The organism is Pseudoalteromonas sp. MTN2-4 (assembly GCF_042848605.1).
In the GTDB taxonomy this organism is placed as follows: Bacteria; Pseudomonadota; Gammaproteobacteria; order Enterobacterales; family Alteromonadaceae; genus Pseudoalteromonas.
In genome coordinates this window covers 182,744-195,618 of the sequence record NZ_BTGK01000004.1, presented here as the reverse complement: position 1 = coordinate 195,618, position 12,875 = coordinate 182,744, and the positions used below count along the sequence as shown (strand labels likewise).

Here is a 12,875-nt window from a genome sequence, read left to right as displayed (position 1 = left end):
CACTTAATTGTTGCACTTTGCTGTCATGGTGTGCCGTTTAGGTTGAGTGAGAGCAACGACATATAACAATTATAACGGGAGAAAATATGAGTTATTTCTACTTATTTTGGGAGGGTGACAATGACCTTATGGCTTAGTGCGGGCATTTTATTTACCCTACTTTCAATTGCTTTCATTATTTATAAATGGGGCAACGTCGAAGTTGTCGGTGTGACACCGGTCAAAACCTTTACCTTTATTGCTATCTTGTTTACTTCAGGCCTAGATGTTGGCTTAGTGATGTTTCCTCTCACTGAGTTTGCAGGTTATGCAGACATAAACGCAAGCCCAGAATATGGCTTCACAAACCCACTTGCTATCGAGTTTGGTTTTTGGGGCTTTTTGATCTGGGGATTCTATTTCCTTACCTGCTTTTATTTCTGCGTAATTGAACCTAAAGTAAAGTTCTTCGAGATCCCTCTTGTTAAACTACTTAATAATGTTGTGATCATTGGCACCTGTGCGTTTACCGCATACCTGCTGCTTTCAAACCTGCCTTGGTATTTGCCGAGCATGGGGGACGGCGAGTCGATCATTCCAACTTTCTACCTCATTGTATTTGTAGCCATCGCGTTTGCCGTTTATTCAAGCACTGATATTAAGTATGTGCGCTTTTTAAGTATCACTACCACTTGGGTATTCATTGGGTTAATTGCGTTAATGTGGGCCAATGCCTTCGTATTTGGTGACAGTGCGATTTCGGGTTACTTCAATAACTTTGCTTTGATCGGTGACTATTTTGCCAACATGCATCAGTTTGTATTGCCTATTAATGATTACCATGAATTTTACTTATTCTGGTGGTTTGCTTGGAGCATTATGATCGGTCAATTTACTTCACGTTTCGTGGGTGGACTAAAGACCTATCAAGTACTCGCTGCGATGTTGATATTCCCATCAATTCCAATTGCGGCTTGGTTTGCGGTACTTTATCACTACCATGAAACTGGCATCGCAACAGATGGCCTAGTGAATTTTGCCATGGTGTTTGTTGGTATTGTCTTTGTGATCAACTCTCTCGACTCGCTTGTACGTTTGTACACCGACAATTTGGGCATGACAGTACAAAAATTAGGTAAAGCAAAGTACATCGCGCTGAACATTGGCGCATTGTCTCTACTGACCCTACTTTTCAAACTCAACTTTTTACAGATCCAATGGGTTGGCGCCATTGTGATCGGCATTTTCTTCGCCTGCTTTGGTTATATCTTGGTGCAAAAATATAAAGCCGTAGCCAATATTGAAGGTTCGCCAAAAGAAAATGAAATCGACTATACAAAAATAGAAACAGTAAGCTAATTATGACAACATTGATTAAAACATCTCTTATTTCTCTCGCGCTATGCTCAAATTTGGCAATGGCAGATTGGAGTACAACTGTGACTGGCGCATCTGACTATACTTTCAATGGTGTTAGCCAAACTGATAACGGCCCAGCTATTCAAGCGAGCCTTGATAAAGCATTCGATAATGGCGTATATGCTGGCTCTTGGGCATCGAATGTCGATTTTGGTACCGACACTAATTTAGAATGGGATTTCTATGTAGGCCGCTACGCTGAATTAAACAGCCAATGGAGCATTGATTATGGTATCGCTTATTACACGTATCATGGTGAAAGCGCTTCTAGCGACGGTAACTACCCCGAAGTATACGCCAAGTTCGGTTTTAACAATGAGCTAGGTAATACCGAGTTTAACTTCTGGTATAGCTGGGATTACTTCGGAACAGATGCAGGCCATACTATTGCGATGTTAGCACACACCGTTGAGCTTGCGCCAAACCACAATTTAAGAGCCAGCTTTGATATCTCAAACTCGTTAGATGGTGATAAATTTAGCTGGCAAGCAACTGACAAGTCTTACCATCACTATCGTCTAGCGTATCAAACAAGCTACGAAGGTTTTAATATTGAAGTGGCCGCTGAAAACACCAACCTAGATTGGGATACAGCCGATGAACGTATCGTGCTGTCAGTAGCAAGAACATTCTCTTTATAAGAGAGTCTCAAACTAAAAGGGTGACATTATGTCACCCTTTTTAACACCCGAAAGCACTTATTAATTCCTCTTCATTCGTTCTAAGGCAACACTTGCCCTCTCGCGCTAACAAAGAGGCTATACCATTCATCTCTGGTCAGCTCAAAATCGAGTGCCATAGTCGTACCTTTTATTCTATCTAAATTAGTTGTGCCAATAACAGGCTGTATATTACTCGGGTGCTTTAATAGGAATGCCAGTAGAATCGCTTCTGGTGTTGCATGGTGTGCTTCTGCCAATTCAAAAATGAGCTTGGTAGTTTGTCTCGTCACATGACACTCTGACTGCAAACCTTGCTCTGAGAATCGACCTTTAGCTAAACATCCCCAAGCTTGGAGTTGGATCCGCTCATTTTGACAATATTCTAAAGTACCACTCACAAAGTCCACCTGATGGTTGCCCGCACTGCCCACCATAACACCGTCGTTCAGCCAATCCAGCTTTCCTAAACTCATTTCGATTTGGTTTGCGATTATCGGCAGTTCAAGATGTTTCTGTATATATGAAATCTGATGATGACTCATATTAGAAACCGCAAAATGGTTGACCTTGCCTGCTGATTTTAATTCCAATAATGTCTCAGCCAACTCTTCCACTTGCATTAAAGGATCTGGTCTATGCAACATTAAAATGTCTAGGTACTCTGTATTTAAACGTCTTAAACTACCTTCAACTGAGTGCTTGATACACTTTTCAGAAAAGTCATACCGGCCAGGTAATGACCCTTCTTTAAAACGGATCCCACATTTAGATTGCAGTATCATGTTTTCTCTCAATTCAGGCTTTTTCTTTAACACTTCACCAAAAACTTGCTCAGCTTTACCATTTCGATAGATATCAGCATGGTCGAAGAAATTAATACCATAAACCAGTGCTGCTTCAATCACAGAGTGAGCTTGCGAGATATCTTTATTTACAATCGAAGAGTTATCCCACTCACCGCCTAAACCCATACATCCGTATGCAATGCGACTGACATGAGGGTAATATTTTTGAAGTGGTAAAGTCTGTTTCGTCATCAAGTCACCTTAATTTGTTTTTAGTCTCTTTAGTTTATTGTTCTGTGCCATGAATAAAAGAGTATAATTAAGAAAACTTTGTTTTATATAGCAAACAATAATATCTATGAACGAACATAAACGTGTTGAGTTGCTGATGCTATTTTTAACACTAGCAGAACAACTTAGCTTTACAAAAGCCGCTGAGCAGTTAGGGATCTCTAAAGGTCATCTTTCGGAAAAAATAAAACAGCTTGAGACCCATTTAAAAACGCCTTTAGTCATCAGAACAACGCGTAGTGTTAAACTCACCGCCCAAGGCGTTCATGTTTATGAACAAGCATTGCAAATAAGAACCCAGTTGTTTGATATAGAAAAAACCACTGATTCACAACAAGTTGCTGGAGTTATAAGACTCACTGCGCCAAAAATGTTTGCGAGCACCTTTCTCTTCGACATTTGCCATAGATTTAAACAACTGCACCCGAATATTGAGTTTGTAATTAACTCAAGTTACCGAACGTTTAATTTAAACCAACAAGATTTTGATTTGGCTTTTCGTGCCACCTCATCACCGCCAGATAACATGGTTGCCAATAAACTGTTCAACTATGAGCATATCATTGTTGCCTCTCCGAGTTACCTAAAATCAAATGGTCCATTAGGCTCGGTTGTTGACTTAGAAGACCACCAATGCCTGACAGTGACTGAGCAAACCATCTGGCCTTTTACTTCCCAGCAAGTAAACATCAATGGTTGGCTATCTAGTAACGACAATCACATGTTAAAGCGCTCAGCTCAACAAGGCGGTGGGCTTTTCAGGATCGCGAATTATTTCGTTAAAGATGAGCTAGATTCAGGTCAGCTCGTTGAAGTGTTACAACAAGAGAAAATAAAAGACAGTGGCGGGCTTTATATGCTCTACCCTCAGCTCATTTACCCGCCTTACAAACTGAGAGTATTTATCGATTTTGTGAAAGCTTATTTTCAATAAGCTTTCACAAACATTAAGTAATTTTAACAACCGGTCGCTTGATACAGGTTTGGTTCAAAAGGCACTGTAACGTCTCTTTGACTTTTTCGGAGTTAAACTCTATCAGCTCTATTTCTGGTGCTTGTATGGCACCACTTTCAATATCCTTTAAAAGCGTTTCGCCCATAAAACATAAATGCTGCTGTGCGCATAAACTATTTGCCAACCAAGCACCTGCAATCGACACCACGCCAATATTAGGTGCTTTTTCGAATAGTAACTCTTCGGGGATCGCAGAAAACCCATTTAGACAAGCTATACGCCCACAGAACCTTAGTTTTTGAATATCTTGAACGACGCTTTCTTTACCAATTGTATTGATCACACAATCAAAGCCGTCAGGGCCAATTTCGTGCTTTATTTGCGCACAGATTGCATCGTCTTTTTTACTACAATCAAACACAAAGTCAGCACCCAGTTTTTTCAAACGTTTATGATGTGGCTTTTGAGCAAACGCAAATACTTGTGCTCCCTGTTTTTTTGCATACTGAATCGCAAAATGAGCCACTGCACCTTGTGCACTGTTGATTGCGAGTGTATCCCCTTCTTGCAGCTTAATTTTTTCAAGTGCAAGTAATGCTGCCATTCCCGAGTTTGGCAATGCTACAGCTAATTCGCTTTCGATTTGCTCTGGTAACTCAGAAACCGCATGATTTGGCATAACAGTAAATTGCTTTAGCATGCCTTGCTGGGCAAGGTTCGCATGAAATAAAACCCGTGCGCCTTTAGCCGGAAACACCCCTTTTGGTGCGTCAACAACCGTACCAACAGCATCCGAGCCCAAAATATGCGGATATTGCCACTGGCTAAAGCCTTTTACAGCAAAGCTGGCATCTAAATGATTTAACGCGACATACTCTACTTTTATCAATAGTTCATTGCCTCTGGGAATAGGCAAATCGAGTTGTGTCATTTCCAAATCGAAGTCAGCCCCATGTTGGCGTAACTTCAATGCATTCATTTTGTTGTTATCCTTGTACATGAGGCCTCCTGTGTTAGAGATTAGAGATTAATTGTGGTGACCAGCCACCGCTCAATTGGCTATATGCTGCAACAGAAGCACCTAACCATTGGTTACGGATCAACACTTGGCTGCGCTCAGCACTGAGCACGTCTTGTCTTGCTGCAAGTAAATCAAGGTAGGCTAATTGCCCTTCTTGATATCCCGCTTCAGCTTGTCGATAAGCAGCTCGCGCGGCTTTTACAGTTTGCGTAGAGAGTGCAAACTGCTGCTGAGCATGTTGTAAAGCACGTAAAGAAAGCTCAGTTTGCGACAATGCATCGGTCAAAGTTTGCTTATAACTGTGATAGCTTGCTTCTGAAAATGCAGTTTGAGCGTCAAGTTGAGCTAATAACTGCGGGTAACTGAATAAAGACCAATTGATGCTTGGCGTAACTTGCCAATTCGATTGGGTATTATTGAAATTCATACCCGGCATATTTAATACGCCAGCAAAGGCCGATAGGTTAATATCAGGATAAAGCGCACGCTCTGCACTTTGTGCCAAATAACCTTGTTGATGTACCTTGGCCATCGCTGAACGAATATCACCGCGCTGCATGAGTGCGTCATCTGCCGAGTGCACATTCACTGATAAATTAAGCGCATCGTAGTCTGTTTGACTCAACACAGTGAAACTAAGTTCATCGGCACGTTTATCGGTGAATGCACTTAGAATTTGCTCAACTTGGGCAAGCTCAACACCAATTTGAGGCAACCGTTGTTTAAGCTCGTAGTACTGCACACGTGTTCTGTTTAACTCCAATTCAGTCGCTATGCCCTCTTCAATACGCACTTGAATGATTTCCATCGAGTCTTCTAGTGCTTTTAATTGATTAAGGGTTAATGCTTGTTGCTGTTGTAAGTTCTGCCATTGTAAAAAGCTTCGAACAGACGCGCTAACCAGCTCAGTCACTAACTGCTGATATTGCGCTTGGCTATCAACTGCAACCGCTTCTGCCGCTGAAGTGAGTGCTGCAATGCGACCCGATAAGTCCAGTTGCAAATTCACGTTACCACCCGCGGTTGCTGAACTCACAACATCTGCGTTTGGATTTAAACTGCTAGGCGTATTAGAACGGTTACCAGATACCGCTAAGCCACCTTGCGGCAGGTTTGCGCGTTGCTGCTCTGATAACCCAGCAAGGGCGGCGCGCAAACGCGCCGACGATGCTTTTAAGTTTTGGTTTTTTTCCAATACATCAACCACAAGTTGGTCTAACTCAGCGATGTTCAGTTGCTGCCACCAGTTTTGTTCGCTTTGTTTCGCCACTTCAGATAACAACACATGTGTGCTTAACGCATTGCTGAAGGTTTGCGACGTGTGCTGTGCTTGGTCAATATTTGGGGCACTTGCACATCCTGCCAACACAGCCAGAGCAATGCCCGATAACGTCATTTTAAATACGCGCATTTTATTGCTCCTTAGCCGTTACTAGACGATAGAATACTGGCGTGAATAACAAGCCAAATACCGTTACACCAATCATGCCGAAGAATACGGCATTACCCATTGCTTGACGCATTTCAGCCCCTGCACCTGACGCCAGTACCAGAGGGACTACACCTGCCGTAAAGGCAATTGATGTCATCAGTATTGGACGAAGACGTAAACGACACGCTTCAATAATCGCCTCTAGATGCGTTGCACCTTGTAAGTGCTTATCTCTGGCAAATTCGACCATTAAGATTGCATTCTTAGAAGCCAGCGCAACCAGTACAATCAAAGCAATTTGCGTAAAGATATTATTATCGCCACCGAGCATGTAAACACCTGCCAGCGCTGAGAAAATCGTCATTGGTACAATTAAAATAATCGACAATGGCAAACGTAAGCTTTCGTATTGCGCTGCCAATACCATGAAGACCAATACAACCACCAGTGGGAATACATACACCATGGTATTACCCGCTAAGATCTGTTGATATGTCACTTCAGTCCACTCATAGGTGATCCCTTCTGGCAATGTTTTCGCCAGTACCGCTTCAATCGCTTGTTGCGCTTGGTCTGAGCTATAACCCGGTGCAGGGCTGCCGTTCAATTCAGCGGTAACATAACCGTTATAGTGCATCACACGATCTGGACCTGTGGTTTCTTCTACAGTCACAACAGAACCTAGAGGAACCATGAGGCCTGCAGCATTGCGCACTTTTAAGTTGTTGATTTGCTCTTTCTTCGACCTAAACTTCGCTTCAGCTTGCGCTTTTACTTGATAAGTACGGCCAAACATATTGAAGTCATTGACGTATGCAGAACCTAAATAAACTTGCAGTGCGTTGAATACTTCGTCTAACGGAATGCCTTGAATTAGCGCTTGCTCACGGTCAATGTTAATGTCCATTTGCGGTACTTGAATTCTAAAGCTTGAATATAAGCCCATGAGTGCGGGGTCTTTTTGTGCAACACCAATGGTTGCTTGCAGTGCAGCAAACAGCGCTGCAAACCCTTGGTTACTTCTGTCTTCAATTTGAAGTTTAAAGCCACCCGTTGTACCTAAACCCAGAATTGGCGGTGGTGGGAATACAGCCACAAACGCTTCATCAATGGCAGCAAAACGTTGGTTTAATTGCATTGCAATGGCAAAGGCCGACAAGCTAGGGTCATTACGTTCGCTAAAATCATCCAGTGGCGTGAACACAATGCCGCTATTGGTACTATTGGTGAAGCCATTTACCGATAAACCAGGGAAAGCAACCGTATGCGCAACGCCCGGTACTTCAAGGGCGATCTCTTGCATTTGCTTAATTACTTCTTCAGTTCTATCAAGACTTGCCGCATCTGGCAGTTGTGCCACTGCAACTAAATATTGCTTGTCTTGCTGAGGAATAAAGCCACCCGGAACAGAGTTAAATAAGCCTATAGTTGAGCCAACTAGAGCAAGATACACTACACCGACAACCACACTCATACGGATCAGCTTTTTCACGACTTTTTCGTAGCCTTGTGCGCCTTTATCAAATAAGCGATTGAATGGTTTGAATAACCAAGTACCGAATAACGCGTTCAGTAGTTTTGTAAGCTTATCTTGTGGTGCATCATGTGGCTTTAATAAAATTGCCGACAATGCAGGTGATAAAGTTAATGAGTTAAACGCTGAAATAAGTGTTGAGATAGTAATGGTTAATGCAAACTGCTTATAAAATTGTCCTGAAAGACCGGTAATAAACGCCGTAGGGATGAATACCGCACACAATACAAACGCAATCGCAATAATTGGGCCTGTTACTTCACTCATAGCGATTTTTGTGGCCTCAAATGGGCTATGACCATTGGCAATATTACGCTCAACGTTTTCAACAACAACAATGGCATCATCCACAACAATACCGATTGCCAACACAAGACCAAACAGCGACAAGGTATTAATAGACACACCTAGTAATTGCATGATGGCAAAAGTACCAACCAATGAAACTGGCACAGCAATTAGAGGAATAATAGAGGCGCGCCAAGTTTGTAAGAACAACACTACGACCACAACAACCAATAGAATCGCTTCAGCTAGGGTTGCAATCACGGCATCGATTGAGCCGCGAACGAAAACCGTTGGGTCATAAGCTATTTCATACGTCATGCCTGCAGGGAAATCTTGCTGCAAACGTGCCATAGTTTCACGAACGTCATCTGACAGCTGAATTGCGTTTGAGCCAGGGCGCTGGAATACCGGCATCGCGAGTGCTGGCTGGTTATCTAGCATAGCTCGCAAGGCGTAGTTCTCTTGACCCAGTTCAATTTTAGCGATGTCTTTAAGGCGCGTAAGCTGACCGTTTTCACCCACTTTGATAATGACTTGCTCAAATTCTTCGATGCTTTCTAAACGCCCTTTAACGTTTAACAGAATTTGAAATTGGTTTTCTTCAGGCGAAGGTTGTGCACCTAAAGAACCCGCTGCCACTTGTTGGTTTTGCGTGCGCAAAGCGCCCATTACATCTGTCGCTGTGAGGTTACGAGCCGCTAATGCATCTGGATTTAACCACACACGCATTGAATATTTTGAGCCACCGAATAACTGTAAGTCACCCACACCCGGTAAACGCTTAAGCTCATCTTTGATATAAATATCAGCATAGTTGGCCATATAAGCGGTATTTTGAGCGCCATCAGGTGAAACCAAGTGCACCACCATCGCCAAGTTTGGTGACGACTTTTGTGCCGTTACACCTAAGCGCTGTACTTCTTGTGGTAAACGGGGCAAGGCGTTATTAACTCGGTTTTGCACTTGTACTTGCGCTTGGTCAAGATCAGTCCCCAGTGCAAATGTCACAGTTAACGTCAAACGGCCATCACTGGTAGCTTGAGACGAGTGATAAAGCATATTCTCTAAGCCATTGAGCTCTTGCTCAAGGGGCGTTGCAACTGTTTGTGAGATAACTTTTGGGTTAGCACCCGGATACGTTGCGTTTACCACAACCGTAGGTGGTACCACTTCTGGATACTCACTTACTGGTAGCTGAAACAATGAAATTGCTCCGGTGATCACGAAGATCAAAGAGAGCATGGCCGCGAATATGGGCCTTGAGATAAAAAAGTGTGAAAAGTTCATAATACTCTCTACTTCGCTGCGCTAACTAATAAATCACTTGAGGTATTTGTAGACTTAAGAACAAACTGAGTATTCTCAAAATTAAATGCCACCTTATTCGGTGTAATTGGCATACCCGGACCAACGCGCGCAGGACCATTTACTGCAATACGGTCGCCACGTACTAAACCGCTTTTGATGGCACGGTACGCCCCGTAGCGCTCACCAAGCTCAACCAAGCGATATTGCAACGTGTTATTTTCATCGACGGTTAAAACAAAGCGGTTTTTAAGATCGGTACCAATTGCGCGCTCCGGTACAATTGCCAAGATTTTTGGCGTTTGTGCAGCCATTGAAATACGTGCAAAGGCACCCGGTTTTAAGTTATGCGCTTGCGCATCAAACACAGCACGAACACGCAACGTACCGGTTGTTGGGTTGATTTCGTTATCAATAAAGTCGACATTACCTGCAATTGGCTGTTGGCTATTGATACGTTGTAACTGCACCATCACGCCAGTATCTGCATTCATGCCAGCAAACTGCTTGCTCCATGTGCGTTCGTCTACATCAAAATACGCATATACCAAATCATCAGAAACAATGGTTGTAAGGGCTGTATCACCGGCACTCACATAGTTACCTTGCGTGACATCCGCACGAGAAATAACACCGCTAATTGGCGCTGTTACTTGGCTAAACTCTAGGTCTAATTGCGCTTTTTCAAGCTGAGCAGCAATGGCATTCTTTTTTGCAATGGCACGGCGTAAAGTCACGTCACGTTGATCTGCTTGCTCTGTCGACATGGCATTTTTAGCAACCAAACGTTGTGCACGTTCTGCCTCGCCTTGCGCTTGGCTTAATGCTGCTTCTGCACTTACAAGTTGTGCTTTCAAGCTTTCAACCTGAGTTGCAAATGGACGAGGGTCAATGCTAAAAAGTAATTGACCCTTTTCTACTCGCTCACCTTCTTTGAATGCCATGCTTTTAAGTTGACCAGATACGCGTGGTTTAAGAACAACACGTTCAGGTGCTTCTAAGCGAGTCGTGAACGTATGCCAAGACTGAACTTCTTCTAATTGAACGTTAGCCACATCAATAGTTAATGGCGGTGGTTGTTGGCCTTGTTGTGCATTCGATTGACCACAGCCACTCAGCACTAAGGCTAAAGCGACGGCGCTAAGTGTATAGCTAAGTTTGTTCATGACATTCTCCGATAAAAGTGATTAATGTGATCGTACGGAGAATATCTGTGCAGAAAAACGCGAAATTATTAAAAACATTAGTGCTAAATTGGCACCAATAATTTTAGTCACCTTATTTTTAACACATAATTTTATAAATACTTGATCAACTAAAAGCTAAAACATATGATTTTCCATATATTGGTTGAGACTCATACCAATCGGCTTGAATACTTGGAAACATGATGGAACCTGTACAATTTTATAAATGTCTTGCAGATGAAACTCGCTTGAAAAGCTTGCTGCTCATAGAGAAAGAGCAAGAGCTTTGTGTCTGTGAACTAATGGCAGCACTTGAAGAAAGCCAGCCCAAAATATCGCGTCACTTAGCTCAGCTAAGAAAGTGCGGATTACTTACTGACAAGCGTCAGGGTCAATGGGTCTTTTATAGCATCAATAGCGAACTTCCTGAGTGGGCTAAAACTGTACTGAGCAGCACCACGGAAAATAACCCAGACTTTTTAGCAAATGATTTAGCGCGCTTAAATGAAATGGGTGACAGACCAGCTCGTATTTCAGCTTGTTGCCCATAACTTTAAATAGGAAAGATTATGCCTTTACATCCGTTTGATAAATTAACCGTAGAAAACCACATTAGTTTTTTGTTCACGCCTTGCCCAGGAATAAAAGACGCGAACTTAGTCGACTCTGTAACGCAATTAAAAGCGGCTGGTGCCAGTGCCATTGTGACGTTGATGTCGGATGAAGAGCTTGAAGAAAATAATGCCTCAACACTCGGTGAAGTCTGTGCTAACCAAGACATCACTTGGTTTCAATTACCAATTTCTGATGATAAAGGGCCGGATGAACGATTTTTTGATGCTTGGCAAAAGCAAAAATCAGCGCTGCTGACTTTACTGAATACATCGGCAACTGTCGCTGTACATTGTAAAGGCGGCTCTGGTCGCACAGGCTTAATGATTGCCATATTGCTCGTTGAGCTGGGCTACAGCAAAGCTGAAGCAAAAGAAAAAGTACAAGCAATGCGCCCTAAAGCCCTCAGTAAGCCTGATCAAGTATCATTCTTTGAGCTTTATCAAGCTTAACTGGTACTTTGAGCAACTAGTTTTGTTAGTTGCTCTGTTATCGCTTCAGTACACACTCTGACATTCAATGGTTGATTTTTGCCATAAGGATGTATTGCGAAAACAGGGTTACTAGGCAGTATTAATTCAGAATTTACAGCCACCAGCTCATCGGCAAATTGAGACAAATAAAAATCAGGCACAACTCCAATGCCCGCACCCGCTTTAAGCAATGATATACATGAGTAAAACGAGTTCGTTATACATTGTGCCTCTGTAGAGAATTGCTGCACTTCCTTATTCTCTTTCACAAAGGTGTGCGAAACTTTTTTACCTTGCCACACATTGGCAATATAGGGTAACGACCCTAATTGCTGACCAGCAAAATCTGGCATACCACAAAGTACATCTTTGAATGAGCCAATGCGCTTTTGCGTTAAACTGCTATCTGAAGAGCGGCCAACTCTAATTGCCAAATCAATATCATGCTCCATAAAGTCTAACTGCTCATCAGCGCTTATCAATTCAGGTTTCAGGTCTGGGTAGCGCTTGATCAGCTCAGCAATCACTGGTGTCACTAAAGTTTCCATCAAAGCGTTTGGCGCTGTGATCCTTACTCGCCCTTTAGGTTCAGTTAGAAAAGTTTGAGCCTGTTCCCATGCACTACTGGCAATCAGGCTTATCTCTTTGCATTGCAAATAAAACCGGTTTCCCGCATCTGTGAGGGACAACTTTCGCGTTGTACGTTTTAACAAAATAACCCCAAGCGCATGCTCAAGGTCTTTTAAATTTTGGCTGATCACAGACTTTGAGAGTGATAGTTGCTCACCTGCTGCAGAGATAGATCCAGCTTCTACTATCGCGGCAAAAATCATCATTTGTTTTAAACGTTTCATTTTATTGTTCTGTATAGCAAAACAGTTAGTTCTATTATATCTGTTTTTTAAAACTTTTCAGTTCCTTAATCTAGCCTC

General features: G+C 42.7%; 11 protein-coding genes. 5 read left to right on the top strand and 6 right to left on the bottom strand.

Features of this window, described 5'->3' with window-relative positions; genetic code table 11:
• Positions 1-120 precede the first annotated feature (120 nt).
• Positions 121-1,338 (top strand): BCCT family transporter, encoded by a 1,218-nt coding sequence (locus ACGHEH_RS11940; RefSeq protein ID WP_390445605.1) that lies wholly within the window; start codon positions 121-123, stop codon positions 1,336-1,338.
• Positions 1,339-1,340: 2 nt separating this feature from the next.
• A complete protein-coding gene (locus ACGHEH_RS11935; RefSeq protein WP_390445602.1) occupies positions 1,341-2,039 on the top strand; it encodes a TorF family putative porin in 699 nt (232 codons plus the stop codon).
• 80 nt (positions 2,040-2,119) lie between these two features.
• Here the strand turns inward: ACGHEH_RS11935 and ACGHEH_RS11930 are convergent, their stop codons facing one another.
• Complete coding sequence (locus tag ACGHEH_RS11930; protein WP_390445599.1) at positions 2,120-3,097, bottom strand: aldo/keto reductase family oxidoreductase; 978 nt, start codon at positions 3,095-3,097, stop codon at positions 2,120-2,122.
• 106 nt (positions 3,098-3,203) lie between these two features.
• Between ACGHEH_RS11930 and ACGHEH_RS11925 the strand changes: the two genes are divergently transcribed.
• Positions 3,204-4,070, top strand: a complete 867-nt coding sequence (locus ACGHEH_RS11925; protein ID WP_390445597.1) for a LysR family transcriptional regulator — start codon at positions 3,204-3,206, stop codon at positions 4,068-4,070.
• Between the two features lie 13 nt (positions 4,071-4,083).
• On the opposite strand, the gene ACGHEH_RS11920 is transcribed toward ACGHEH_RS11925, so the two are convergent.
• Genes ACGHEH_RS11920 through ACGHEH_RS11905 form a run of 4 tightly spaced genes read right to left on the bottom strand, consistent with a single transcriptional unit; the run spans position 4,084 to position 10,837 of the window.
• Positions 4,084-5,091 carry a zinc-binding dehydrogenase gene (locus ACGHEH_RS11920; protein WP_390445595.1) on the bottom strand — a complete coding sequence of 336 codons (1,008 nt, stop codon included), beginning with the start codon at positions 5,089-5,091 and terminating at the stop codon, positions 4,084-4,086.
• Between the two features lie 13 nt (positions 5,092-5,104).
• Complete coding sequence (locus tag ACGHEH_RS11915) at positions 5,105-6,523, bottom strand: TolC family protein (RefSeq protein ID WP_390445593.1); 1,419 nt, start codon at positions 6,521-6,523, stop codon at positions 5,105-5,107.
• Position 6,524: 1 nt separating this feature from the next.
• A complete protein-coding gene (locus tag ACGHEH_RS11910; protein ID WP_390445591.1) occupies positions 6,525-9,653 on the bottom strand; it encodes an efflux RND transporter permease subunit in 3,129 nt (1,042 codons plus the stop codon).
• An 8-nt stretch (positions 9,654-9,661) separates the two neighbouring features.
• Complete coding sequence (locus ACGHEH_RS11905; RefSeq protein WP_390445588.1) at positions 9,662-10,837, bottom strand: efflux RND transporter periplasmic adaptor subunit; 1,176 nt, start codon at positions 10,835-10,837, stop codon at positions 9,662-9,664.
• A 221-nt stretch (positions 10,838-11,058) separates the two neighbouring features.
• Between ACGHEH_RS11905 and ACGHEH_RS11900 the strand changes: the two genes are divergently transcribed.
• Together ACGHEH_RS11900 and ACGHEH_RS11895 are read left to right on the top strand one after the other, a co-directional pair.
• Positions 11,059-11,409, top strand: coding sequence for a metalloregulator ArsR/SmtB family transcription factor (locus tag ACGHEH_RS11900; protein ID WP_349285905.1), 351 nt, complete (start codon positions 11,059-11,061; stop codon positions 11,407-11,409).
• Between the two features lie 18 nt (positions 11,410-11,427).
• Positions 11,428-11,922, top strand: coding sequence for a tyrosine-protein phosphatase (locus tag ACGHEH_RS11895; protein ID WP_390445585.1), 495 nt, complete (start codon positions 11,428-11,430; stop codon positions 11,920-11,922).
• Here ACGHEH_RS11895 and ACGHEH_RS11890 read toward each other — a convergent pair.
• The gene (locus ACGHEH_RS11890; RefSeq protein ID WP_390445582.1) at positions 11,919-12,797 is read right to left on the bottom strand and encodes a LysR family transcriptional regulator; all 879 of its coding nucleotides are present in this window, start codon (positions 12,795-12,797) and stop codon (positions 11,919-11,921) included. The genes ACGHEH_RS11895 and ACGHEH_RS11890 overlap by 4 nt on opposite strands.
• Positions 12,798-12,875 lie beyond the last annotated feature (78 nt).